Origin of the sequence: Rheinheimera muenzenbergensis, from assembly GCF_036984005.1 — a bacterium.
In the GTDB taxonomy this organism is placed as follows: domain Bacteria; phylum Pseudomonadota; class Gammaproteobacteria; order Enterobacterales; family Alteromonadaceae; genus Alishewanella; species Alishewanella muenzenbergensis.
In genome coordinates, this window is the sequence record NZ_JALAAR010000001.1 from 1 (window position 1) to 26179 (window position 26179).

Here is a 26179-nt window from a genome sequence, read left to right on the forward strand (position 1 = left end):
CAAGAAGTGTTAAATCGAGCAAACTTAAGTATCCCGTTAAAAAGAAAAATGCCGGTCAGCTTAACTGACCGGCATTACACTTAGTGCGGTTTTTTTTCGGCTACTAATATAGCAATTAGCTTAGCGCTTCTTGTTGCCATAATTCGTCAGCATTAAACATATCGTACAAACTGTGCGCTCGGTTAATCAGCAGATTTACAAAATCTTTTTGCGTTTGATCTGTCACACCGGCATCGACAATTTGCTGGGCTTTTAATTGCCAATGTAACGAAAATGCCCGTACCGCCTCGCGTGCATTGGCTGCGGCAGAAAAGGCCATATGATCGGTGGGTAAGTCACCGCTGATCACCCAAAACGACTGTTTGTCTTTAGTATTGAGCTTCCATACTGCAAAGTAAGGCGGTAGATAGCGGCTCTCTGTTACGGCGACATTATCAGGCAAAATACCTTTACTGGCTAAATACTCATTAGCTTTCTGATACTGGCTTCTTACCCATTCCTGTCTGGCTTGCTCAGCCTGTTCAATTTGTTGTTGAGTTAACTGCTCACTCATAACTTTTATTCCTCAGTGTAAGTGGCATTACTTTAGGGGAGTGAGTTTCAACAATCAAGTGTTACGAAAGATTGTCGACAATGCGCTGGACAGACCAGAGCATTTTTCAGTGCTACTGTGGTGAAACCCCGGGTGAAATGTTACATTGCGCGGCGCAAAAGTTGGTGCAGCACCAACCTAAACAACAATGCAAGCACTGTCACTTACTACAGTGCATAACGGAGAATCAGTCGTGGCAGTTTTTAATCATCCTGAATTCGAGAATCATGAGCAAGTGGTATTCTGCGCCGACGCAGAAACCGGTTTAAGAGCTATTATCGCGGTGCATAGCACTGCATTGGGCCCTGCCGTTGGTGGTTGCCGTTTATGGAACTACGAATCAGATGAAGCCGCTATTAATGACGTACTGCGCTTATCACGCGGCATGACATATAAAAATGCAATGGCAGGTTTGCCATTAGGTGGCGGTAAGTCAGTGATTATTGGTGATGCTAAAAGCATTAAATCAGAAGCGTTATTCCGTGCTTTTGGCCGCATGGTGCATAGGCTGTCTGGTAGTTACTACAGCGCTGAAGACGTGAATATCACCACCGGCGACATCATGATGGTGAACAAAGAAACGCCTTATGTTGCCGGTTTAGAAGGCAAAAGTGGAAACCCGGCACCGTTTACTGCACTGGGTACTTACCGCGGTATTAAAGCAGCCGCTTTACATCAGTTTGGCTCTGATAATCTGGCGGGTAAAACCGTAGCAGTACAGGGGCTGGGCAGCGTCGGCTATTATCTGTGCGAGTATTTGCACAAAGAAGGCGCTCAGCTTATTGTTACCGACATTAACCCAACTGCAGTGCAGCGCGCGGTTGAACAATTTGGCGCAACTGCCGTAGGTTTATCTGACATCTATGGCGTAGATGCCGATATTTATGCCCCCTGTGCGTTAGGTGCCACCATCAATGATGACACTATTTTGCAGTTAAAAGCCCGCGTGGTAGCTGGCTGTGCCAATAATCAGTTAAAAGAAGCACGCCATGGTGAAGTACTGCGGCAAAAAGGTATTTTGTATGCACCGGACTACGTTATTAACGCCGGTGGCATTATTAATGTCGCCTTTGAAATGCGGCCGCAAGGCTATTCCGAAGCTGAATCTACGGCAAAGGTAATGGCCATTTATGACACCCTGTTAACGGTATTCCGCCGGGCCGATGCCGAGCAACAATCTACCAGTGTTGTCGCTGATTTAATGGCACAGGAAATCATTCGCCGGGGCAAGTGTTAAGCGAAAGCACGATAAGCCACGCTAACAGTGGCTTAGTCTTTTACATTAACTGGCTGGGTGTTGGCTGCATTGGCGCAGTCATGTTGAAACAACCCAGCCAGCTTACGCGGCACTATATTGCTCACCGTGTTATAGCCAATATCAAACAATTGCTGTTTTTGTTCAGTTGTCATAGTAAAGTCTACTGACGATACCGCGCCGGTATTCACCACTATGGTATTGTGCCAATACTCTGCGTGCACATATTCGCGCGATACCGCACTCATAAAAGTTCTTATCAGCATCATGATATAAGACACCAACGGGAAATAGCGGCCAGGTAGCAAAGGCTTAGCCTCGGCATCACTTTTTAAGCGAAAGCACATCAGCGGTAAGCCCGCGCCGGACCAATCATGGTGTAATGCGTCTTCAGACAAAATTACGCCATCGGTCATGATATGGTTTTCAAATTGCTGAAACGAAAAAAACAGCGGGATAGACATAGAAAACCGCACGGCTTTGGATACTTTAAGATTTGGTGTTTTGATGCGGTTAAATACCACAGGCCCGCCACCGTTAATATCAGTGGCCAAAATATGTAAATCATACGGCAAGTCAGCAAAGGTTTTACCCTGCAATTGCTTGTCCAGCCAGGCTTCGAGTTTGTTGCCGTTACATAAACCACCGGTGCGGATCAATGACGAAAACGAAAAGCTCCAGAACTGTTTAAAGTCAGTTTGCAATGCCAATGCTTTAATATCCGGCAAACTCCAGCCAGCAGCATACAGCGCCGCAACTATACTGCCGCCGGAAACACCTACCAAATGCCGGAACATAAAGCCCATATCCAGTAACGCCTGCAAAATACCGATATAACAACTGAGCCGGGTGCCCCCGCCAGAAAAAATGGGTACTATTTCGGTATTGGTCAGATTTGGCATCTCAGCACTGTCCTTAGCCTGATAACAACTGTTTTAGTATGGGACATAATCTGGTTAGTGCCACAGAATAGCGCAGCTATTTAGCACAAATTGCGCTAATATTGCTCAATAGCACAATTACTTAGATATGGAATGTCGGAATGTTGCAAAAAGTTTTACCCATTCTGCTGCTTTGTTATACCTGCACAATTCAGGCGAAAACGACACTTAGCAGCAGTATCAGTAAAATTAAGCCGTCGGTTGTCGCTATCGGCGTTCATGATCCGCTAGGTTCCCCCAGAGTACGTTTAACCGGTACCGGTTTTGTTGTCGGCGATGGGACAAAAATCGTCACTAACTATCATGTCATAGCACGAACACTGAGCGAAGCCAGAAACGAGCGTTATGTTGTGTTGTCCGGCACCGGCAGCGATGTACAAATGCACAGCATACAACAAACTAAAACTGCCCCAGCGCATGATTTAGCCGTACTTTCCATTGCCACTGCCCTACCCGCTGTGACACTCGCAAATGAAAAACTAGCAGCCGAAGGGACTGAAATAGCCTTCACCGGTTTTCCTATCACCAATGTGCTGGGGTTATATCCGGCTACGCACAGAGGCATTATTTCCGCCATCACTCCCATTGCGGCTCCTGCTGATAACTCCAGCCAACTACAGGCAGCGGCATTAAAGCGGTTAAAACAACCCTATATGGTGTATCAACTGGACGCGACGGCCTATCCTGGCAACAGCGGCAGCCCGTTGTATGACGCCGGCACTGCGCAGGTAATCGGCATCATCAATAAAGTTTTTGTAAAATCCACCAGGGAAGCTGTACTCAGTGATCCGAGCGCCATCAGTTATGCTATTCCGGTGCAGTTTTTACTGCCATTATTAGCTGACTAACAGCATTACCGCAGCTTAATTTACCGGACTGAACTAAATGGATTTTCTACCACATCTTGCACTGGATAAAGTAGGCTACGCGCTTGCTGCTACAGCAAGCTTTGTCTTTTTCTTATTACTATTGGTTACCCGGGTTAAAAACCTGCAACGCTTGCTGCTGCTATGCTGGACCTTAGTGTGTTGTGTTTGGGCAAGCTATTACCTGTTATACGCAGTCACCCCCTATAGCACAAAAGCATCACTGCTGTTTGAACTGCTTAGATACTATGTATTGTTGCTGTTTTTAATTACCGCACTTAACTCTGCAACCAACAGTTTCCGCCTGTTACTGCAGAATAAAGCCATGTTACTGATTACCGCCACGGTATTAGTGTGGTACCCGCTGTGCTACTGGCAGCTTATTTCCGATAACCTGATATTCACCGGCAGTTTGGCGCTGTGCATTTTACAGCTGGCATTTCTCGAAGCCTTGTATCGTCGCTCCGGTAACGACAGATGGCAATATAAACCTATGGTGATAAGTCTCGGGCTTTGTTTGCTATTTGATTTTGTCTTGCTGGCTGAATCAGCGTTATTCGCTCAGGTCGACAACCAACTCTGGGCTGCAAGAGGTTACGTATGCGCCGCTTTGCTGCCACTGATAATAGTGTCAGTAAGACGGATCAGTGCCTGGGGTATCAGCGTCTATGTGTCACGGGATATCGTGCTGCAAAGTTCGCTGGTGTTGGCATCTGGTGGTTATTTGTGCCTGATTGCTATCGCAGGGTTTTATATCCGCTATGTCGGCGGCAATTGGTCAAACCTATTGCAAGCCACCTTTTTTGCGCTCGGCTTTGCTATGCTGGCTTTTCTGCTGTTTTCCGGCGCGCTGCGCAGAAAGCTAAAAGTGTTTATCGAGAAGCATTTTTTTGCTAATAAATTCGATTACCGGCAAAAATGGTTAGAACTAACACGTATGCTGCGGCAAATTGACCTTAGCAAAGCCCGGCAATACGACGCCATTTTGCAAGCCTGGCTTAGCGCTGTCGGTTATAGCCGCGGTTGCCTGGTACGGCTACCTAAATCAACAAGTCCTCACTGTTTGGCTGTAGCTAACCGCGCCCCATTAACAGCAGACGAGTTAACACTGATTTCCCGCTATCAGACCAGTTTTGCTAAGCAGCACTGGATTGTCGATTTGTCTGACAAAGAAAGCAGTTTTGTCCGACAACAACAGGATCTGACACAGCTGGATGTGCAGTTAATATTACCCATCCATGCTGATGGCGAGCTTTGGGGGCTTTGCATGATCAATACCCCAGACGTGGATAAACAACAACTGAACTGGGAGTTACGTGACTATTTAATGCTGGTTACCGAACAAACTGCCAGCTATTTACTGCTTATGGAAGCCAGTAAAATATTCAGTGAAAATGCCCAGTTTGCCGCGTTCAGCCGGATGTCGGCCTTTGTAGTGCATGATTTAAAAAATGTAAAAGCCCAAATTGACCTCACCCTACAGAACGCTAAAAAACACCGCCACAATCCCGAGTTTATTGAAGATACCTTCGATACCTTGTCTGCCATGCAGCAACGGCTGGAAAACATGTTAGCCCAACTGAACAATAAACGACATCAAAATGAAACCGTCAGCGCCTTTGATGCCGCAGAGGTGATCCGGCAAGTGATAACATTGCGCTGCGCCGGCAAAAAGCCAGTGCCCCAATTTACCGCTTTGCAACAGTGCCAGTTACAGCTGAATAAAGAACGCTTTAGCAGCGTGATATACCATCTATTAGACAATGCGCAACACGCCACGGCCGAGCATGGCCGTATCGACGTCAGCCTGGATGTACAGCAAAAGCAGCTGGTATTACAAATCAGCGACAATGGTTGCGGTATGTCAGCAGATTTTATCAGCAACAGATTATTTAAGCCTTTCGACTCAACAAAAGGCAATTCAGGTATGGGCGTCGGCGCCTATGATGCGCTACACTTTGCCCAACAACACAACGGGCAACTTTTGGTTAAAAGTACTGAAGGTAGCGGAACTACCTTTACCCTAACGCTTCCGTTACAATAAAAACGTATTGAGTTGTAACTACAAGGATCGTGGCATGAAAACAGTTTTAGTTATTGAAGATGATATTGGTATTCAAAAGCAACTTAAATGGAGTTTAAGTGACTATGAATTGGTTTTTGCCGCCGACAGAACCAGCGCTCTGACACAGTTACGCCGCTACGAACCTGCCGTTGTTACACTGGATTTAGGCTTACCTCCCGATGCCGCCAATGCATCAGAGGGACTTGCCTGTCTGGCCGACATACTAGCCGCACAGCCCGATTGTAAGGTAATAGTTATCACCGGAAACACCGACAACGAACATGCGCTTAAAGCCGTTGCGCTGGGCGCCTATGACTATTATCAAAAGCCAATTAACACTGACGTGCTAAATATAATATTAGCCAGAGCATTTAAAATCAGTGAGCTTGAAACTGAAAATCGCGCGCTCAGATCAGCAAATATAAATAACAGTGACATTATTGGTAACAGCGAAGCCATTTTAAAGGCATGCCGGACGGTAGAAAAAATTGCGCCGACTGAAATAACCACCCTATTACTCGGCGAAAGTGGTACCGGCAAAGAAGTGTTTGCCCGGGCTATTCACCGCCAAAGTCCAAGAATTAATAAACCCTTTGTCGCGATAAACTGTGCCTCCATTCCGGAAAACTTACTGGAAAGCGAACTGTTCGGCTATGAAAAAGGCGCTTTTACCGGAGCCAATAAAACGACACTGGGAAAAATTGAATGTGCCAATGGTGGCACTTTACTGTTAGACGAAATAGGCGACATGCCGCTTAGTCTGCAGGCAAAAATGTTGCGTTTTTTACAAGAGCGGGTCATAGAACGGGTTGGTGGCCGACAGGAAATTGAAGTGAATGTCCGGGTTATCTGCGCCACTCATCGTAATCTGGCGGAAATGGTTGCAGAGCAGAGCTTTCGCGAAGACTTGTATTACCGTATCAGCGAGATCAGCCTGACAATACCACCACTGCGCCAACGTGGCCACGACATCATTGTCATTGCCAAAGCCCTGCTCCACCGCTTTAATGACGAATTTAACAGCCGCGTACAGGGCTTCAGCGAATCCGCCATGCAGGCAATGCTGCACTACCAGTGGCCGGGTAATATTCGCGAATTGCAAAACAAACTTAAGTCAGCGGTAATACTGGCAGACAGCAAATATATATCGGAAGATGATTTAGGCCTAAGCAACCAGAGTAGTAAAACAGAAACCTTACGTAAAGTACGTGAGCAAGCCGAAACTCATGCTATCCGCCATGCCTATACTCTGGCAAATGGCAATTTATCTAAAACTGCAGACAGCCTGGGTATTACCCGGCCAACACTTTATGCACTAATAGATAAGTACCGCCTGCACGACCTACGTAATGTTGAAACTGAAAACCCGTAACGGCAATATGTCGTTACGGGAATAGCAATACAGATAAAAAAACCCCACTTTCAGGTGGGGTTTTTTATTACAGCGTAATGCCTTTTTGCTTGGCTTTATCTTTAATGTACGACTCCCAACTACGCACCTGACGTGACATAGCAGGATCTTTCTTCGCATTCATCAAAGCAGCATAAGCTTCTTTATACTTCTTCTGATTAAAGTAAGCATCTACCAGGCTCATATACACCGTTGAAGGTTTCTCAACATTCAGCGATAGCGCCTTATCAAAAGCCGCAATAGCTTCATTGTACTTTTGCACAGACACATAAGCAGAGCCCTGACGACGATATGCATCTGCATCGTTAGTCATTTTAGCCAGCTCGCCATAGTATTCTGCAGCACGGGCAAACTCACGGGCAGACTGGTAGTTAGAAGCGATAAAAGTAACGTTGTTTTTATCTTTCTTAACCAGGCCTTCCTTCATGTGCTTTTCCATCACCGTGGCGGCTTTGTATGGAACATTATTATTCGCATACATTTGCGCCAGCATCCGCACTTCAGAGTCTTTTTCCAGATAACCTTGTGAGTAAGCCATCTGTAGAGTCGACAATGATTTAGCATAATCTTCAGTTAAGGTGTAAAAATTACCCAGATAAACCCAGAACTGCTTATTCTCAGGAAATATCTGCACCATAATTTCAGAGTGAGCTACTAAATCTTTATAGCGTTTTAACTCATACAGCGCGCCCATCTTCAACAGATAGTGATTTGATTCAGGCTTAGCTGAAAAACGAATCGCATCATCAGCGGCAGGTACAACTTTGTCATACTGGGCCATCAGGTGATAAGCGTTGGCTATCCGCATATAAGCATCAGAACTTTGCTCGCCGGTAAACATAATCCAGTCTTCATAAGCTTTAATCGCTTTCTGGTACTGTTTATCCTGCAACAACATATCGGCCAGTAGCTTCATGGTTCCAGCCTGATCATTAAACGTCAACTGATCAGGTTTTACCGCTAAAGTCAGATATTTAACTGCCTGCTTTTCGTCTTTAGTGGCGTACAAATTACCCAAAAAACGATTCAATGTAGCCATATCAAACTCGTTGCTGGATTTGGTATCCAGTAACACTGCTATGGCTTCATCTAGCTGGTCTGCGTTGTAAAGTTCATAGGCTTTAACCAATGTCTTACCAACGCGCTCACCAACGATTTGCGTTTTCCGTGCTTTACGTTCTTCCACTTTGGCCATATTCGGCTGCACCGCAGCCGACACCGGAGCCACAGCAACACCAAGGGCGGCCATGACAACCAGAGCTGAGGTAAGTTTATTAAACTTTTTCATATTAACCTCCTGCCATATCAAGTGTGAAATCAAGCTGCACGACCTGGCCGGTTTGCTTTAACGGCTTACCGTCAACCACTTTAGGGCTGTATTTCCAGCGACGCAGTGCACGGATAGCTTCACGGTCGAATACACGGCGTGGTTCGGCTTCAATAACTTCAACCTCATCCACACTACCATCTTCCATAATGCTAAAGCGTAACCTTACCCAACCTTGCAAACCATCGCGGGCAGCTTGTACCGGGTAGCGCGGCTCTATACGTACTATAGGTGTTGCATCACCATCGCGCATCATGCCAGATGGGTCACCTAAGCCTGCATTAGCAGCGCCTAAGTTTAAACCCGGCATATTAAAGCCGATAGTACCACCCGCATTTGCCACATCAGGCTCAGGCTGAGGCGCCTTAGGCGGCTGAGCTGGCGGTGGTGGCGGCGGTGGCGGTGGTGGCCGACGTGTCTGTGTATCTGAATCGGGTGGCGTAGTGTTTAGCTCAATCACTATACGCTCTTGATCTACCACCGAACGCTCTCCGGAACCTTTAACCAGAAGAGCCATAATCAGAAACAGCACGAACGTTACCACAGCACCGATTATTAACGATGTCAGGAAACGTGCCATAATTACTTAGTCTCCCCGGCGATACTAATCACCAATGCCGGATCAGCAGCTTTAATCTGATCCATCACTTCCATCACTATACCGTGCTTAGCTTCTTTATCTGCCTGTACGATAATAGTGTCGGTTGGTGACTCAGCTCTTAACCGTTCAATGTTGGCAGAAACCCGCTCAATATCAACAGTACGCTTATCCATCCAAATTTCGCCGTTTGCACGGACTGCAATAAAGATAGTAGCGCTTGGCTTTTTGACAGCCTGAGCTGCTTCTGGTTTATTCACATCGATACCGGCTTCCTTAACGAAAGACGTCGTTACGATGAAAAAGATAAGCATAATGAACACGATATCCATCATCGGCGTAATGTCGATTGCGGCTTCATCGTCTTCACGAATACGTTTACGTGCCATAAAAATCTCTCTTAATGATGCGGTAAGCTGTCAACGAGATCTGCTTTTTCCCGTTTGACTTTAACTTCCAGCCGCGAACTGAAAAATACGCCTGATAATGCAGCAACCATACCCGCCATTGTTGGTATTGTCGCCATCGAAATACCAGCAGCCATAGTTCTTGGATTACCTGTCCCCATTGCAGCCATAATGTCGAATACTGCAATCATACCGGTTACCGTACCCAGCAACCCAACTAAGGGTGACATAGCTACGAGCGTTTTAATCAGCAACATGCCTTGATCCAATTGAAGCGTAGCTTCGGAAATCCAGGTATCGCGAATTTTATGTGCATACCATGATGTGGTATCAGCACGGGCATCCCAACGAGCAATAATGTCTCGCTTTAACTTCGGGAAAACCCATGTTACGTACCAGTAGCGCTCCAGCATCATAAACCACATAACGAGGAGCACCAGGGCGACAACGTATAATACGTTGCCACCGGTATGTATAAAATCCTGTACCGATTCCCACAGCTCAATAAGCTGGAGCATCATTAGGCTTTCTCCTTCTCCGCATGAGCAGCAACGATACCGGCGCTTTGCTCATCTAAAACGTGCAGGATTGATTTCGCTTTTGACGCAACAACACTGTGTAAAAAGATTAACGGTAATGCCGCAATCAGACCCAGAGCTGTTGTAACAAGTGCCAGAGAGATATCGCCGGCCATCAGTTTTGGATCACCAGTTCCGTATAATGTAATGGTCTGGAACGTTTGAATCATACCGATTACGGTACCTAACAGACCCATTAACGGTGCTACAGCAGCAAACAGCTTGATTAAACCGATACCACGATCCACTTTTGGCGTCTCACGCAAAATAGCTTCATCCAGTTTCAGTTCAAGGTTTTCTACGTCAGCAGAAGTATTCTGGTGATACACAGTCAGAATACGACCCAGTGGATTGTCTTTTGACGGGTTAGCCAGATCTTTCAGCTGAGCACGGATTTTCGCACCCACAACGCTCAGAACTACGAAGCGCTCGATGAAAATCAGTAAACCAATTAACAATAAGATCGTGATCAGGTAACCAACTTCTTTACCCTGATGGTAGTAATCCATCAGCGTATTACGCTGCTGGTTTAACCGCAGTAAAGAGTTGCCCTTGGTTGGATCCAGGTAAAAACCAACTAACTCACCGCTTGACGCGTTGTGGAAGTTTGCTACTGAATCATGAATTTTTGCCTGAGGAGCACGGCCTAATGGCTGCAGCTGGTCTGTTGAATCGTTGCGTAACAGATACTCTTGCTCACCAGTTACGTGGAAAGTACCAAAACGGGTAACACGACGCGTTTCTGTACCGCCATCCAGCTTCACTACTTCAGCATCAAAAGTAGCAATCTTGCCTGACTCAGTCATCTCAGTCAGCATCGCCAGCCACAGATCTTCCATCTCTTGCAGAGTTGGCAGCTCTTTCGCTTCAGCGATAGTACGCAGTGGTACATCACGGTCCGGGTACTGAGCACTGATTAATGATGTAGAAATGTCACCAATAGCTTTGTTAGCTGACTGGCGAACCACACCGAATACTTCACCCATGGTGCCTAAAGCACTTTCAAGTTCAGCTTGTTTCTGTGCAATCAGGATGTCGTTATCAGCGTATTGCTTTTGCAGACGCTTACCACGAGCTTCTTCATCGCTGAAAGCTTTTTTAGCCGCGTTTAATAACGCTTGCTTATCTGCACGGTCAGCCAGGAAAGCACGCTCGCGCTCCTGGTTTACACGACCTTCAATAACACGTTGTTTTTTTACTTGCTCCAGTAACTGATCCAGCTTAGCGGTATCAGCAACAGTGCTAAAAGTCATAGAGGCGGAAAGTGTTACTGCCGCAGCTACGACGAAAGATTTAAATTTCATGCTCATTTGCTGTTACTCCGCTGCGAATAAAGGTACACGATCCATTTCAAGCTGGGCTTCACGACGCGCCATCTTGATAAAATTGGTCACTGAATTCATGTACGAATCTGGTAATTCATCCCAGCTTTGCGTTGTTTTGTTCCAAACCCAGCCAGAGCTGCCATCCAGCGACTGTGCCATTAATACCAGGCGACCTAAATGCACGTAATCAACCGTCATTTCGCTGCCACCGATAGTCAGAGTACCCTGGAACGCAGCCAGCTCAGAGCCGTAACCCATTTCGATGCTGTAAGCTTCAAGGATTTGACGGAACTGTTCTGAACGCTGAACGTCTGAACGGGCCATGATTTCACGCAGATTTTCAGCGCGCTGAATACGACGCTCAGTACGCAATGGAATATCGGCTTTAACAAACTGTTCCAGTGCGTCGATCATACGGAACATTAATGGCACTGTACCTTTGTTGGTATTTTCTAAGCCATCAATCTGACGCTGGATAGAATTAATCTGACGCTGCTGATCAGCAACCAGGGTCGCCAGAAAATCATTATAAACTTTCAGGTTTTCTGTCTGGTCAACAACCTGGCGGTACTCGCCGAGTAATTCCTGCGACTGGTCATAAATATTGTTGATTTTTTCTTGAGACTGCACAGCTGCGCGCTGAATTTGACTACCTTCCTGATGCAACGCTTTTAAATCTGTTGCCAGTGCATTCGCCGACAGAGCGAAAGTACCGGCCAGAGCTGTTGCAACAAGACTCTTGCGAATTTTATTGTTAAACATAGTTCCCAACCAATTATTGCTGATTAACGTAACCTGAAGTAGTAAGGGCATGTTGCTTACGGATACAACAACGCCCTCGGTTAGAGGGTAAACCGTCCGCATCATTACAGTTAAAAACGACCTTGTCAAGACGACGCAGGCGTCCAGAGGTCTGCTCTGTTCCTGTTATGCATTGCAGCAGTTTACCCAAATTAAGCACAGTTAAACATTTACAAATTAAATTACTATAACTTATTAAATTATTAGCTTATTTAATGTTCGGTGTCAGTTGACCTGACACATACCGTGCCACCATATCGTCCAATGATATGGCTTTGATTTTGCTGCCATGGCCTGCAGCATTAAAAGCTTCATAACGGGCAACACAAATTTCCATCATGGCCTTTACTGACTCTTGCAAATATTTGCGCGGGTCAAACTCTGCCGGATGTTGCGTCATATAACGACGAATAGCACCGGTAGAGGCTAAACGTAAATCAGTATCGATATTGATTTTACGCACACCATATTTAATGCCCTGCTGAATTTGATCAACAGGTACACCATAGGTTTGCGGGATCTGGCCGCCATTTTCGTTAATAATTTGCAACCATTCCTGTGGCACTGAAGACGAACCATGCATCACCAGATGAGTATCAGGAATGCGTTGATGAATGGCTTTTATACGATCAATTGCCAGAATATCACCTGTCGGTGGCCGGCTAAACTTATAGGCACCGTGTGAGGTACCACAAGCGATAGCTAGCGCATCAACCTGGGTTTCCCGTACAAACTGTGCCGCTTCTTCCGGATCAGTCAACATTTGATCATGGCTTAAGATGCAATCTGCACCTATTCCATCTTCTTCGCCTGCCGCACCGGTTTCCAGTGAGCCTAAACAACCTAGCTCGCCTTCTACCGACACACCACAGGCGTGCGCTATTTCTACAACTTTGCGCGTTATACCGGCATTGTAGCCATAGTCCATCGGTGTTTTACCATCTTCACCTAAAGAGCCGTCCATCATTACCGATGAAAAACCCAGCTGAATAGATCGTTGGCATACACCCAGCGAGGTGCCATGGTCCTGATGCATTACCACCGGTATATGCGGAAACTCTTCCACCGCTGCCAGAATTAAATGGCGTAAAAAGGGCGCACCGGCGTATTTACGCGCACCTGCAGATGCCTGCACTATTACCGGGCTGTCAGTTTTATCCGCTGCCAGCATGATCGCGCGCATTTGCTCTAGGTTGTTTACGTTAAAAGCCGGTATGCCGTAGCCGAATTCGGCAGCATGATCCAGCATTTGACGCAGGGAAATAAGGGCCATGAAATCCTCTCTTAATCTTTTAGGGTACAGTTGTAATATGTCATTTTTATTATTGTGTTATTGCACGTTGTTCCAGTATAGCCACTGCTGGCAGAGTTTTACCTTCCAAAAACTCCAGAAAGGCACCTCCGCCGGTAGATACATAGGATACTTTGTCAGCAATATTGTACTTATCGATAGCCGCCAGGGTGTCACCGCCGCCGGCGATCGAAAAGGCGTTGCTGTCTGCGATCGCCTGTGCCAGTGCCTGGGTGCCTGCAGCAAACTGATCAAATTCAAAGACGCCCACCGGACCGTTCCAAACGATGGTACCGGCAGATTTTAAGATATTAACCAACTCGGCCGTAGTATCCGGGCCAATATCGAAAATCATATCGGTATCTGCCACCGCGGCTACCGGTTTTAACGTTGCAGCTGCAGTTTCGCTAAACGCCTGCCCCACCACCACATCGGTTGGTACCGGAATATTACCACCGCGCGCTTTGGCTTGTGCCATCAGACGCTGTGCTTCAGGGATTAAATCGGCTTCATATAAGGATTTACCGACGTTATTACCGTTGGCGGCAATAAAGGTGTTGGCAATACCGCCCCCCACGATTAACTGATCGACAATACCGGATAATGATTCCAAAACAGTCAGCTTGGTTGATACCTTTGACCCGCCGACAATAGCGACCAGTGGCCGCTTAGGATTTTTTAACGCTGCGGCTAACGCATCAAGTTCTGCTACCAATAATGGGCCGGCACACGCTACCGGCGCAAATTTTGCCACACCGTGTGTAGACGCCTGAGCGCGGTGCGCAGTACCAAAAGCGTCCATCACAAACACATCACACAGGCCCGCCAGCTGTTGCGCTAGAGCGTCGTCGTTTTTGCCTTCGCCTTTATTAAAACGCACGTTTTCAAACACCACGACTTCGCCCGCTGCCACATCAATACCCTGCAGATAATCCACAGCTAAGCGCACTGGTGCTGTTAACGCCTGCGCCAGGTAATCCACGACAGGTTGCAAAGAGGACTCGGCATCGTAGACGCCCTCTTCTGGCCGGCCCAGGTGCGACATCACCATCACTTTAGCGCCTTTACTCAGTGCCAGTTCAATGGTCGGTATTGCCGCTTTTAATCTGGCATCAGAGGTAACTTTGCCGTTCTTTACCGGCACGTTTAAATCTTCACGGATCAGTACACGTTTGCCGTTAAGATCCAAATCGCTCATGCGAATAACAGACATTTCTTGCTCCTTGTTATTAATTGCGTTACAGCATCGCCCGCGCAGTATCGAGCATACGGTTAGCAAAGCCCCATTCGTTATCACACCACACCAGGCATTTTACCAACCGTTTATGACTGACGCGGGTTTGCGAACCATCGACAATGCAGGAATGCGCATCGTGGTTAAAATCTACTGATACCAAAGGCTCTTCGGTGTAATCCAGAATACCGGCCAGCTCGCCGATACGGGCGTGTTGCAATACCTGATTTACCGCTGCAATACTGACATCCTGGTGCAGGGTGACACTTAAATCCATCGCGGTGACATTTACTGTCGGCACCCGTACCGCTATGGCTTCAAAGCGGCCGGCAAACTTTGGCAGTATGCGCTCTATGCCCAACGCCAGTTTGGTGTCGACCGGAATAATCGATTGGCTGGCAGCGCGGGTGCGGCGTAAATCCGGGTGATATGCATCTATTACCTGTTGATCATGCATCGAGGCATGAATCGTCGTAATAGTGCCGCTTTCAACGCCAAAATGCTGATCCAATACCTGGATCACCGGCACTATGCAGTTAGTGGTGCACGACCCTGCCGACACCACTGTCATCTGCGCGGTTAAACTGCTGTGGTTGATGCCGTAGATAATAGTGGCATCAATATCGCTATCTGCCGGGTGCGAAAACAACACCTTTTTAGCACCGGCCGTTAAATGCCAGTTTGCATGCTCGCGGCTGTGAAATACGCCAGTGCACTCCAGCACCACATCGACTTCAAGCTCACTCCACGGCAGCTCCAGCGGATCAGCCTCGGCAAACAGAGCTATGTTGTTGCCATCTACCCTGATACCACCATCAAAGGAGCTAACACTAAAACCAAAGCGACCGTGTGAGGTGTCATACTTCAACAAATGCGCTACGCCTTTGGCGTCAGCTAATTCATTAATTGCTACCACTTGCAGTTCGTGTTGCCAGCCATTTTCATAAATAGCGCGTAAAATATTGCGCCCGATACGGCCGAAGCCGTTTATTGCCAATCTGATAGCCATAACACCACGCTAAATGACATAAAAAACGACATAAGAAAATGGGACCAAACCTGGTCCCATTAGATCTGGCTGTTAAGCCAGTAGTTGCCGTGCCGCCTCGAGCACTTTGTCACTGGTAATACCAAAGTGTTCAAACAGTTGCTCAGCCGGCGCAGACTCACCAAAGCTGGTCATGCCGATAATTTTGCCGCTTAACCCGACATATTTATACCAACTGTCGGTAATGCCGGCTTCCACCGCAACCCGTTTTGTTACAGCGGCCGGTAATACTGCGTCACGATACGCAGCGTCTTGCTGCTCAAATACATCGGTAGATGGCATAGATACCACGCGCACCGCTTTACCTTCGCCGCTAAGCGTTTTAGCCGCCTGCATTGCCAGTTCAACTTCTGAACCGGTGGCAATAAAAATAAGCTCTGGCGTGCCGGCACAGTCACTAAGGATATAACCACCGCGTTTAACATCAGCTAACTGTTGACTGCTGCGTACTTGCTGTACCAGATTTTGCCGGGTAAAAATAAGGGTCGTCGGGCCATCTTGGCGTTCAATCGCTGCCTGCCAGGCAATGGCAGATTCAACCTGATCACAAGGACGCCAGTTCATCAGGTTAGGCGTGGCTCGCAGTGCAGCCAGTTGCTCTACCGGCTGGTGCGTTGGGCCATCTTCGCCCAAACCAATAGAGTCATGGGTGTAAACAAAAATAACCCGCTGCTTCATCAGGGCTGCCATACGCACTGCATTACGGGCGTATTCCATAAACATCAGGAAAGTTGCACCATATGGCACAAAGCCGCCATGCAAAGCAATACCATTCATAATGGCCGACATACCAAACTCGCGCACACCGTAATAGATGTAATTGCCGTTGGCATCAGTGCCGGTTAGCGGCTTAGAGCCTGACCAGATTGTCAGGTTAGAGCCGGCTAAGTCGGCTGACCCACCCATAAACTCGGGTAACAGCGGGCCAAATGCATTTAACGCGTTTTGTGACGCTTTACGCGTGGCTATAGTAGCCGGGTTTGCTTGCAGTTTCTCGATGTAAGCTTGCGATTGCGTTGCCCAGTCAGCGGGTAACTGGCCTGCAACACGGCGGCTGAACTCAGCTGCCAGCTCAGGGTAAGCTGCACTGTAGCGGGCAAACAACTGCTGCCAGTTTTGTTGCTGTGCGCTGCCTTTGGCTTTAGCATCCCAATCAGCATAAATATCAGCCGGAATGTCAAAAGGCGCGTGTGGCCACTGCAGAAAATCACGGGCTGCGGCAATTTCAGCATCACCCAGCGGAGCACCGTGGCAATCATGGCTGCCACCTTTATTTGGCGCACCATAGCCAATGACTGTGCGACAACAAATTAACGTAGGTTTGCTGCTTTCTGCTTTTGCCAGCGTAATAGCCGCTTCAATAGCAGCAGCGTCATGGCCATCCACATTACTAATTACATGCCAGCCATAGGCCTCAAACCGCGCCGGAGTATTATCGGTAAACCAGCCTTCAACATGGCCATCAATAGAAATACCGTTATCGTCCCAAAACGCAATTAATTTACCCAGGCCTAAAGTGCCAGCCAGTGAACAGGCTTCATGCGAAATACCTTCCATTAAGCAGCCGTCACCTAAAAAGGTATAAGTATGGTGATCAACGATGTCAAAACCCGGCTGGTTAAACTGCGCCGCTAAGGCTTTTTCAGCAATCGCCATACCAACAGCATTGGTAATGCCCTGCCCCAGCGGGCCGGTAGTAGTTTCGACACCCGGGGCATAACCGTACTCCGGGTGGCCCGGTGTTCTGGAATGCAACTGGCGGAACTGTTTTAAATCGTCAATGTTTAAGTCATAACCCGATAAATGCAACAGAGAGTACAACAACATAGAACCATGGCCATTGGACAATATAAAGCGATCACGGTTAGGCCATTTGGGGTCTTGCGGATTATGTTTTAAAAAATCGCGCCACAACACTTCGGCAATATCCGCCATGCCCATAGGGGCGCCCGGATGTCCTGATTTGGCTTTTTGCACTGCATCCATACTTAATGCACGGATCGCGTTTGCGAGTTGTTTACGAGATGGCATCTTCACTCCTGACATTGCGCGGCTTCAACTGACGAAGCTGATTATTATAGTGCTGACATGTTAAGGCGTTATGGCGCGCTATTTTCCCAGAGCGCCCGCCGTATGGCAAATTTAAATCTGCCAGTTGGCAGAATTTACTAGCTGGTAGATCCAACAAGCTGTGCTAACGTAATTAGCAAGGTAAAATAGCATTAAAGACGTCTGGGCGGCAGATTTTTCTGGCAAAGTAATAGCACTTTCTCTAGAATACGCGCCTATTTTTTGGTTCGTTGGCTGTTTACCCGGCTAACTGACGGCATTAACCTTATTTAGTGGAATACAACCTATGGCACAACATATTTTTACTTCTGAGTCGGTATCTGAAGGACACCCGGATAAAATCGCCGATCAGATTTCAGACGCCGTACTGGATGCAATCCTTGAACAAGACCCAAGAGCCCGCGTAGCCTGCGAAACCTTCGTTAAAACCGGCATGGTTTTAGTAGGTGGCGAAATTACGACGTCAGCCTGGGTTGATATTGAAGAAATTACCCGTAAAACCGTGCGTGAAATTGGCTATACCCATTCTGATATGGGCTTTGATGCCGACTCCTGCGCTATCTTAAACGCCATCGGCAAGCAATCGCCGGATATTAACCAGGGCGTAGATCGGGCCGATCCAAAAGAGCAAGGCGCCGGCGATCAGGGTTTAATGTTTGGCTATGCCAGCAACGAAACTGATGTATTAATGCCTGCTCCTATCACTTATTCGCACCGTCTGGTGCAGCGCCAGGCGCAGGTGCGTAAAGATGGTACCCTGCCATGGTTACGCCCGGATGCCAAATCACAGCTCAGCTTTATTTATGAAGATGGCAAGCCGGTAGGTATTGATGCGGTAGTATTATCAACCCAGCACTGCGATACCATCAGCACGGCCGATCTGCGCGAAGCGGTAATGGAAACCATTATTAAGCCGGTATTACCTGCTGAATGGTTAACCAGCAAAACCAAATTCTTTATTAACCCAACCGGCCGCTTTGTTATCGGTGGTCCAATGGGCGACTGTGGTTTAACCGGTCGTAAGATTATTGTTGATACCTACGGCGGTATGGCGCGTCATGGTGGTGGGGCTTTCTCTGGTAAAGATCCATCAAAAGTTGACCGCTCAGCCGCTTATGCTGCCCGTTATGTAGCAAAAAACATCGTGGCGGCCGGTCTGGCCGACCGCTGTGAGCTGCAGGTGTCTTACGCTATCGGTGTGGCAGAGCCAACCTCTATCAGCCTGGAAACCTTTGGTACCAGTAAACTGACTGAAGATCAGCTGATTGCGCTGGTACGCCAGCATTTTGACCTGCGCCCATATGGCCTGATTGAAATGCTGCAACTGGAGCGTCCAATTTATCAACCAACAGCGGCTTACGGTCATTTCGGTCGCGCAGAGTTCCCATGGGAGCAAACTGATAAAGCTGAACTGCTGCGTCAATACGCCAGATAATAAGTTGCAGTTAAAATAAAAAGGAGAGCCCGGCTCTCCTTTTTCACAACTGTGGTTTATGCACAACCTCACTTTAACCTTATCATCAGCGGCTTTTTGTGTATTATAAGCCGTTGTGTTGTATCCAGGGTCCTCTGTCTGCGGGCAGAGTGAAACAAAACTATAAGAAAGGAACCGTTATGTCTGAACAAACTGCCCCTGCCGTAAAAAGCGGTTGGCTCAACCGTGCGCTAAATGCCATCGAAGTCGTCGGCAATAAATTACCCGATCCAGCCGTACTATTTGCCATTTTAATGGTAATGGTCTGGCTGGTCTCCTGGGCACTTGCCGGCGTCAGTTTTAATGAAGTCGACCCTCGTACCGGCGCTGCTATTCAGGTAAATAATTTATTGGCAGCGGATTCCCTGACCACTTTTATGGCAAAAATGGTTAATACCTTCGTCACCTTTGCCCCGCTGGGCGTAGTGCTGGTGGCGATGCTGGGTTTGGGCGTAGCAGAACATACCGGTTTTATTAATGCCGGTTTACGCTCAGTGTTATCGGTTACACCCAAAATGCTGTTAACGCCGGTGCTGATAGCGGTCGGTGTTGCCAGTCATATGGCGGTTGATGCCGGTTATGTGCTGGTTATCCCTCTGGGTGCGGTAATTTTTTATGCCGCAGGCCGCCATCCGCTGGCCGGTATTGCCGCCGCGTTTGCCGGTGTGTCCGGTGGTTTCTCGGCCACCTTATTGCCGTCAAGCTTAGATCCGTTATTATCAGGTCTGACGCAGGTTTCAGCCCGCTTATCGTCCGATCCGGCTGCAGCCGAAATGGTAATAAGCCCGATGAATAACTACTACTTCACCACCGCATCGACGCTGTTAGTCGTGATTGTCGGCTGGATTATTACCGACAAGTTTATTGAACCGCGCTTAAAAGCCACTCAGGTTGATGGCGACCCGGCCGATATGCCAAAAATGGACGATTTAAAGCCAAACGAGCGCAAAGGTTTACGCTGGGCCAGTTTTTCTATGCTGTTAAGCATAGTGTTATTAATAGTGTCAGCCTTACCAGAAACGTCAGCCTGGCGCGCACCTGCCGGCACTGTGCTGGCTGCAGGCCAGAGTAACCTGCTGGTGTTCACAGCGCCATTAATGCAATCTATTGTTAGTATTATCTTTTTATTCTTCTTAATTCCGGGTGTGGTGTATGGCTATGTGTCTGGCAATGCCAAAGATCACCGCGATATTATCAAAGGCATGAGCAAGGCCATGAGCGGCATGGGCTATTACATAGTAATGGCGTTTTTCTGCGCTCAGTTTATCTATGCGTTTGGTCAGTCTAACCTGGGCGCCTTGCTGGCCATCAAAGGTGCTAACTGGCTGCAGGAAATGGCGTTCCCTATGGGCTTTACCTTAATTGGTATTGTCTTTCTGTCTGGCTTTGTAAACTTGCTGGTCGGTTCTGCCTCAGCAAAATGGGCGCTGATCGGTGCCATTATGGTACCTATGCTGATGCAGCTGGGTGTTTCACCTGATCTGACTCAAGCGGCTTATCGCGTCGGTGACTCGTCAACTAACATCATTACACCGTTACTGCCGTACTTCCCGCTGATCGTGGTGTTCTGTCAAAAGTACGTCAAGTCTACCGGTATTGGTACGCTGATTGCGCTGATGTTGCCATATTCCATTGCTATGTTGGTATTGTGGACGGCCTTCCTGCTTGGTTTCTGGGCGCTGGATATTCCACTGGGTGTTGGTTCAAGCTACAGCTACCCTGCCAGCAATTAAGTCTGGTTTAAATAACAACAAACCCTGCTGCGGCAGGGTTTGTTTTTTTCTGTTGCTCGCCGTTTCCGCCTGCTACCATAACGGCATTGTTCAGTTGCAGAAGTTTTTATGCGTATTCCAAGAATTTATCATCATGGCGCTATAGCGCTAAACCAGCAATTTGCCCTGGACGACGATGCCGCCAACCATGTAGGCCGCGTGCTGCGTATGGCAGTAGGCAGCGAACTGATGCTGTTTAATGGTGATGGCTTTAACTACCCTGCCCGCATCAGTAGCAGCGATAAAAAACGGGTCAGTGTTATTGCCACAGCACAGCAGCCCAACCCGGTTGAGTCGCCACTGAAAATTCATTTGGGTCAGGGCATATCGCGCGGCGACAGAATGGATTTTGCCATTCAAAAAGCCGTCGAGTTAGGTGTGACTGAAATAACCCCGTTATTTACCGAACGTTGCGGCGTAAAGCTGGATGCTGACCGGTTAGCCAAACGCAACGAGCAGTGGCAAAAAATTGCCATCAGTGCCTGTGAGCAGAGCGGCCGTAGCATAGTGCCAACCGTACATCCGGCCATTTCACTGGATAGCTGGCTTGGACAAAACACAAAAGAATTAAAACTAACCTTGCATCCGTGGGCCAAAGACACCATTAAGACCCTAACCGCTAACCTGAATATCCGCTTAGTCATAGGCCCTGAAGGCGGTTTTAGTGAGCAAGAAATGGCACACACCACAGCAGCTGGTTTTAACGGCATTCAGTTGGGGCCACGCGTACTGCGCACTGAAACCGCTGCACTTACAGCAATCAGCGCCTTACAACTGCAATTTGGCGATCTGGCCTGAGGACACTGCATGAACAAACCGATAAAACTTGGCATAGTGATGGACCCAATCTCTGCCATCAATATTAAAAAAGACTCCAGTTTTGCCATGTTGCTGCAAGCACAGCAGCGCGGTTACCAAATCCACTATATGGAAATGGCCGATTTATATCTGCTCGAAGGCCAGGCACGCGCCGCCACTAAGCTCTTAACGGTGCAGCAAGAGCAAGCCGGTTGGTATAACTTTGGCAGCGAGCAAGACATTGCGCTCAGTGAGCTGGATGTGATCTTAATGCGTAAAGATCCGCCGTTTGATACCGAGTATATCTACGCCACTTACATACTGGAGCGGGCAGAAGATGAAGGTACATTAATCGTCAATAAGCCGCAGAGCCTGCGCGATGCCAACGAAAAACTGTACACCAGCTGGTTTAGCCAACATACACCAAAAACCCTGGTAAGCCGCGATGCCAAACGCTTAAAAGCCTTTTACCAGGCAGAACAGGACGTAATATTAAAGCCGCTGGATGGTATGGGCGGCGCTTCTATTTTTCGGCTAAAACCCGGTGATGCCAATGTCAGCGTGATCATAGAAACCCTGACAGAACATGGCAGCCGCTATGCCATGGCACAGCGCTTTATTCCGCAAATTAGTGACGGTGATAAACGAATACTGGTGGTAAATGGTAAACCCGTGCCATACTGTTTAGCGCGCATTCCGGCCAGCGGCGAAACCCGGGGTAACCTGGCAGCCGGCGGACGGGGTGAAGCCAGGCCATTATCAGCATCGGATCTGGCCATTGCCAATGCGGTAGCACCTACATTAAAAGCCAAAGGTTTGATTTTTGTCGGTCTGGATGTAATAGGCGACAAATTAACAGAAATAAATGTTACCAGCCCAACCTGTATCCGCGAAATTGAAGCGGCGTTTCCAATTAGTATCACCGGTATGTTATTTGATGAAATTGAACAGCTGCTGGCACAGCGCCAGTGACAACCACGTTGTAGCGAGGTCACTATGCAGAGTTTTCAGAATCATTTTTTAATTGCAATGCCATCACTGGACGATCCACTGTTTAAACGCAGTGTGGCCTATATTTGTGAGCACAATGATGAAGGTGCCATGGCTATAGTGATCAACCATCCACTGGAAGTGAAGGTGGCAGATTTACTGCAACAACTGCAAATTGAATTTAACCAAAAAAGCCCCGCAGCCACCGCACACGTTTGCGCAGGTGGCCCGGTGCAGCATGACAGAGGTTTTGTGCTACACACGGCCAAAGAAGGTTACAGCAGCAGTATGCGCTTAAACGATAGCCTGATGGTGACAACATCGAAAGATATCCTGTTTGATCTGACCACCGACAACGCACCGGAAAAATTTATCCTGGCACTGGGATATGCTGGCTGGACCGCCGGCCAGCTGGAGCAGGAAATTGCCGACAATGCCTGGTTATTGATCCCGGCAGACAGCAACATTATTTTTGATTTGGCCCATGCCGATAAATGGCAAAGTGCCACGGCTAAATTTGGTATTAAACCCTGGCAACTAACTAACGAGGCCGGTCACGCTTAATGAGTCGCACCATACTAACCTTTGATTACGGCACCAAAAGCATTGGCGTGGCGGTAGGACAAGAGCTTACCGGCACCGCCTCGCTGCTTAGTGCGTTAAAAGCCCAGGACGGCACACCGGATTGGAGCCAACTGGAAAAACTGATTGGCGAGTGGAAACCGCAATTATTGCTGGTAGGTCTGCCACTCAATATGGATGGCACCGAACAACCCTTTACTGCCCGCACGCGCAAATTTGCTAACCGGCTGCATGGTCGTTTTGGCCTGCCGGTCGAGCTACACGATGAACGTCTTACCACCACCGAGGCGCGCGCCATGCTGTTTGCTGAAGGCGGCTACCGTAGTCTGGCCAAAGATAAAGTGGACAGTTTATCGGCAAAAATTATCTTTGAGAGTTGGTATGAACAACAAGCTTAAACCACCGCTGCAGCCGGGTTTTTACCAGCATTACAAAGGCGCTTATTATCAGGTTATCGACTGCGCCCGCCACAGCGAAACAGAGCAGTGGCTGGTTATTTACCGCGCGCTGTACGGCGATTTTGGTCTCTGGGCGCGGCCGCTGGATATGTTCACTGAAAACGTTGAAATCGCCGGCGAATTACTGCCGCGCTTTTTGTACATTGGCAGCGTTAAGCCGGCTGAGCTGCAAAATCCGCAGGGTTAACCTCTTGTGCCAGCAGTAAAATAATATCCTGCTGCGATAACCAACTGCGTAACTGCACCGCCCCGGCTTTTAGCTGGTCATGCTGGCCAATCAATAGCCACAATTGCTGTACAAAGTTGTCAAAACCCGCCGTAGCATCATAACGTAGCGCCCCGCTTTGGCTTATAACACTAAGCAAATGTCTAATTAATTCAGAACTTTGCTGCAGCTTCTGCTGATAGGGCGTTAACGCTTGCTGTAAACACTGTTGCAATGGGTACAGCATCTGAACGGCTTCACGTAGTTGCTGTTTACGCAACTGGCCACGATGCTCATCACAATGCACGGGCATAGTAAGTTTGCTGCGTAAGCCAGCCAGTTCGGCGCTGGCTACCAGGCCGTAGCTACTTAACAGTTGTTCCGCTGATGTTATCCAGCTTTGCAGTGCAGTCAGCGCCTGCGGCTGTTTACGTTCAAAGGCCGTAACCAGCGGCGGAAACTGCAACAGCATAGTAGTTAACTCTTTTACCAGATGCACAATCGACTTTTGCATGGCCGTTATTCCGGTAATAGACGACGGCTGACTTCACCAGTACTACTTTCCATCTGCTGCCACTCCATGCCATCTTCCGAGATCTTAAGTTTGATGTAGATGATATTTTCCGGCTTCTCTTCGCGCAGCTTATGCGACTCGGCAATCACATTTAAGTTTTCGATCACCTTGCGCTGGCTTAGCACCTTTATTTCCTGCGTCGCCGCCGCCACCACTCTGGCTGTTATCTGTTCAATATTAAGTTTAGGGATATTTTCCCGGCTGAGCAGTTGATGCTCTTCTGCCAGTTGCACCAGTTGCCGCACCGCCAGTTGGCTGTACTCTTCTACCGGTGCCATGTCTTGTTTAATGCGTAGTGACTGTTCCAGATCGTGGGTTTGCTGCACCAGGGCCGACCGCAGGGCTTTCGACGCTTTAGAAGGCAAACTGGTGCGGCCAAGGCTATTGGTTAGTTCCTTGTACATCAGGCTGTTAAACTTATTATTGTCTATCGGCTGATATTGGGTCTCTGTTTTTTCGGTCAAAACATCCAGTGCCACCGGTATGGTCAGTTCAACATCCCCCACGCGCATATGCGGCACGGCAAAATGCTTAAGTAAGTCATGTTTGGCATATTCTTCCGCCACTTTCACGGTTTGAATATCCGCCATTACCCGGGCATTGGTAATGCTGCTGATAATACTGCCCAGGTATTCGTTTAAATTCGGCATAGTAAATTCCCTGTAAAACCAGGCCGGCAGCAACGCCACCGGCCCTTAGCTTCGCCAACGCGATCAGGCGCTAACGATACTGTCTTCTAACATCGTTAAGATCCGGTCTAACCCAGCCGGTATTTCATCATTTAACGCCGTAACCTTAACACCGAGGTTATAGGTTTTTTCTACGCTGACACCACGGGTAGACGAGCGTTTGTAAGAGGCTGACGCTTTGAAATTTACAATTTTATAGTTAATGCCCAGCTCGGCGCTGGCAGCAAATTCGCTGGATACATTGGACGTTTCGGTCGACGTCAGCTTGGCATTAAAGTCGATGGTGATTTCTTCAATTCTAAGCGCCGGTATCGTCAACATGGTCAAAAACGGTACCTTTATCGACACTTCTGTAGAGATAAAATTGCTGGTGACATCAGTACCCGGTGGTAAACCTTCGTCAGTCAGTTGTTGTGCCGTCTTGCCGACATGAGGATTGGGCGTCGATTTAGTAAAATCAAAATCAACATAACGCAGCTCTTTACTGCCACCGTTATCTTCAAAGCCCACCGCCTGAATAAAACTGACCTGCGACATAGACGCCGCATGTTGTGCCTGCACCGCTGCCTGCAACGGGCCGCCGATATACACGCTAAAATCTAAACTATTGAGTTCCTGCACCAGATTTGGCATGACTCTCACTCCCTGCTAGCTGTACCTACTCTGTTAAGGCTTTTCGGTTGCCGCCGACTACTTTTCGCCGGCTGTTTACCACAGCTACTACAGACGGTACATCAGCACCAGCCCGGCAGTTAATCAAGCCTAGCTGTAAGCTGAAGAATAACCAGCAACAAAATAGGGAATTTTATTACGCTTTGCTGATAAATA

26 protein-coding genes are annotated in these 26179 nt (G+C 48.0%); 11 read left to right on the forward strand and 15 right to left on the reverse strand.

The features are described from left to right. Positions 1 to 115: 115 nt before the first annotated feature. Positions 116 to 553, reverse strand: coding sequence for a DUF4826 family protein (locus MN202_RS00005; RefSeq protein WP_335734026.1), 438 nt, complete (start codon positions 551 to 553; stop codon positions 116 to 118). Between the two features lie 232 nt (positions 554 to 785). Here MN202_RS00005 and MN202_RS00010 point away from each other — a divergent pair, with 232 nt between their 5' ends. Beyond that, a complete protein-coding gene (locus tag MN202_RS00010; protein ID WP_335734027.1) occupies positions 786 to 1829 on the forward strand; it encodes a Leu/Phe/Val dehydrogenase in 1044 nt (347 codons plus the stop codon). Between the two features lie 32 nt (positions 1830 to 1861). Here the strand turns inward: MN202_RS00010 and MN202_RS00015 are convergent, their stop codons facing one another. Beyond that, positions 1862 to 2749: a patatin-like phospholipase family protein gene (locus tag MN202_RS00015; protein ID WP_335734028.1), complete on the reverse strand. Its 888-nt coding sequence runs from the start codon at positions 2747 to 2749 to the stop codon at positions 1862 to 1864. A gap of 140 nt (positions 2750 to 2889) precedes the next feature. Here MN202_RS00015 and MN202_RS00020 point away from each other — a divergent pair, with 140 nt between their 5' ends. Genes MN202_RS00020 through prsR form a run of 3 tightly spaced genes read left to right on the forward strand, consistent with a single transcriptional unit; the run spans position 2890 to position 7091 of the window. After that, positions 2890 to 3636 carry a S1 family peptidase gene (locus MN202_RS00020; protein WP_335734029.1) on the forward strand — a complete coding sequence of 249 codons (747 nt, stop codon included), beginning with the start codon at positions 2890 to 2892 and terminating at the stop codon, positions 3634 to 3636. A 37-nt stretch (positions 3637 to 3673) separates the two neighbouring features. Next, positions 3674 to 5698, forward strand: coding sequence for an XrtA/PEP-CTERM system histidine kinase PrsK (prsK, locus tag MN202_RS00025; RefSeq protein WP_335734030.1), 2025 nt, complete (start codon positions 3674 to 3676; stop codon positions 5696 to 5698). A 34-nt stretch (positions 5699 to 5732) separates the two neighbouring features. Beyond that, complete coding sequence (gene prsR, locus MN202_RS00030) at positions 5733 to 7091, forward strand: PEP-CTERM-box response regulator transcription factor (protein WP_335734031.1); 1359 nt, start codon at positions 5733 to 5735, stop codon at positions 7089 to 7091. Positions 7092 to 7158: 67 nt separating this feature from the next. Here prsR and MN202_RS00035 read toward each other — a convergent pair whose 3' ends face one another. From MN202_RS00035 to tkt, 10 genes are all read right to left on the reverse strand, one after another. Next, positions 7159 to 8418: a tetratricopeptide repeat protein gene (locus MN202_RS00035; RefSeq protein WP_335734032.1), complete on the reverse strand. Its 1260-nt coding sequence runs from the start codon at positions 8416 to 8418 to the stop codon at positions 7159 to 7161. 1 nt (position 8419) lies between these two features. Next, complete coding sequence (locus MN202_RS00040) at positions 8420 to 9037, reverse strand: energy transducer TonB (protein ID WP_335734033.1); 618 nt, start codon at positions 9035 to 9037, stop codon at positions 8420 to 8422. Positions 9038 to 9039: 2 nt separating this feature from the next. Further along, positions 9040 to 9444, reverse strand: coding sequence for an ExbD/TolR family protein (locus tag MN202_RS00045; RefSeq protein WP_166839892.1), 405 nt, complete (start codon positions 9442 to 9444; stop codon positions 9040 to 9042). 11 nt (positions 9445 to 9455) lie between these two features. After that, complete coding sequence (locus tag MN202_RS00050; protein WP_335734034.1) at positions 9456 to 9983, reverse strand: MotA/TolQ/ExbB proton channel family protein; 528 nt, start codon at positions 9981 to 9983, stop codon at positions 9456 to 9458. Continuing rightward, positions 9983 to 11344, reverse strand: coding sequence for a MotA/TolQ/ExbB proton channel family protein (locus tag MN202_RS00055; protein WP_335734035.1), 1362 nt, complete (start codon positions 11342 to 11344; stop codon positions 9983 to 9985). The genes MN202_RS00050 and MN202_RS00055 overlap by 1 nt, the downstream gene beginning before the upstream one ends. Positions 11345 to 11356: 12 nt before the next feature. Beyond that, complete coding sequence (locus tag MN202_RS00060; protein WP_335734036.1) at positions 11357 to 12127, reverse strand: DUF3450 domain-containing protein; 771 nt, start codon at positions 12125 to 12127, stop codon at positions 11357 to 11359. A gap of 247 nt (positions 12128 to 12374) precedes the next feature. Further along, on the reverse strand, positions 12375 to 13439 hold the full coding sequence (gene fba / locus MN202_RS00065; protein ID WP_335734037.1) for a class II fructose-bisphosphate aldolase: 1065 nt from the start codon (positions 13437 to 13439) through the stop codon (positions 12375 to 12377). A 49-nt stretch (positions 13440 to 13488) separates the two neighbouring features. Continuing rightward, positions 13489 to 14670, reverse strand: coding sequence for a phosphoglycerate kinase (locus MN202_RS00070; protein ID WP_335734038.1), 1182 nt, complete (start codon positions 14668 to 14670; stop codon positions 13489 to 13491). A 25-nt stretch (positions 14671 to 14695) separates the two neighbouring features. Further along, the gene (gene epd / locus MN202_RS00075) at positions 14696 to 15700 is read right to left on the reverse strand and encodes an erythrose-4-phosphate dehydrogenase (RefSeq protein WP_335734039.1); all 1005 of its coding nucleotides are present in this window, start codon (positions 15698 to 15700) and stop codon (positions 14696 to 14698) included. A 72-nt stretch (positions 15701 to 15772) separates the two neighbouring features. After that, positions 15773 to 17770 (reverse strand): transketolase, encoded by a 1998-nt coding sequence (gene tkt / locus MN202_RS00080; protein ID WP_335734040.1) that lies wholly within the window; start codon positions 17768 to 17770, stop codon positions 15773 to 15775. Between the two features lie 325 nt (positions 17771 to 18095). On the opposite strand from tkt, the gene metK reads away from it, so the two are divergent. The 7 genes from metK (at position 18096) to MN202_RS00115 (ending at position 24070) form a co-directional block, all read left to right on the forward strand. Further along, entirely contained in the window at positions 18096 to 19244 is a 1149-nt protein-coding gene (gene metK, locus MN202_RS00085; RefSeq protein ID WP_335734041.1) for a methionine adenosyltransferase, read from the forward strand. 179 nt (positions 19245 to 19423) lie between these two features. Further along, complete coding sequence (locus MN202_RS00090) at positions 19424 to 21016, forward strand: AbgT family transporter (protein WP_335734042.1); 1593 nt, start codon at positions 19424 to 19426, stop codon at positions 21014 to 21016. Positions 21017 to 21124: 108 nt separating this feature from the next. Next, on the forward strand, positions 21125 to 21853 hold the full coding sequence (rsmE, locus tag MN202_RS00095; RefSeq protein ID WP_335734043.1) for a 16S rRNA (uracil(1498)-N(3))-methyltransferase: 729 nt from the start codon (positions 21125 to 21127) through the stop codon (positions 21851 to 21853). A gap of 9 nt (positions 21854 to 21862) precedes the next feature. Beyond that, a complete protein-coding gene (gshB, locus tag MN202_RS00100; RefSeq protein WP_335734044.1) occupies positions 21863 to 22825 on the forward strand; it encodes a glutathione synthase in 963 nt (320 codons plus the stop codon). A gap of 24 nt (positions 22826 to 22849) precedes the next feature. After that, the gene (locus MN202_RS00105; RefSeq protein ID WP_335734045.1) at positions 22850 to 23407 is read left to right on the forward strand and encodes a YqgE/AlgH family protein; all 558 of its coding nucleotides are present in this window, start codon (positions 22850 to 22852) and stop codon (positions 23405 to 23407) included. Further along, positions 23407 to 23823, forward strand: a complete 417-nt coding sequence (gene ruvX / locus MN202_RS00110) for a Holliday junction resolvase RuvX (protein WP_335734046.1) — start codon at positions 23407 to 23409, stop codon at positions 23821 to 23823. The genes MN202_RS00105 and ruvX overlap by 1 nt, the downstream gene beginning before the upstream one ends. Next, positions 23807 to 24070 carry a DUF1653 domain-containing protein gene (locus MN202_RS00115; protein WP_335734047.1) on the forward strand — a complete coding sequence of 88 codons (264 nt, stop codon included), beginning with the start codon at positions 23807 to 23809 and terminating at the stop codon, positions 24068 to 24070. Before ruvX ends, MN202_RS00115 begins: the two co-directional genes overlap by 17 nt. On the opposite strand, the gene MN202_RS00120 is transcribed toward MN202_RS00115, so the two are convergent. The 3 genes from MN202_RS00120 to MN202_RS00130 all read right to left on the reverse strand — a co-directional run bounded on the left by MN202_RS00120 (position 24036) and on the right by MN202_RS00130 (position 25984). Further along, positions 24036 to 24602 carry a hypothetical protein gene (locus MN202_RS00120; RefSeq protein WP_335734048.1) on the reverse strand — a complete coding sequence of 189 codons (567 nt, stop codon included), beginning with the start codon at positions 24600 to 24602 and terminating at the stop codon, positions 24036 to 24038. The two genes, MN202_RS00115 and MN202_RS00120, sit on opposite strands and share 35 nt — an antisense overlap. A gap of 5 nt (positions 24603 to 24607) precedes the next feature. Next, complete coding sequence (locus MN202_RS00125) at positions 24608 to 25312, reverse strand: hypothetical protein (RefSeq protein ID WP_335734049.1); 705 nt, start codon at positions 25310 to 25312, stop codon at positions 24608 to 24610. Positions 25313 to 25375: 63 nt separating this feature from the next. After that, positions 25376 to 25984 (reverse strand): DUF2589 domain-containing protein, encoded by a 609-nt coding sequence (locus MN202_RS00130; RefSeq protein ID WP_335734050.1) that lies wholly within the window; start codon positions 25982 to 25984, stop codon positions 25376 to 25378. Positions 25985 to 26179: the final 195 nt, after the last annotated feature.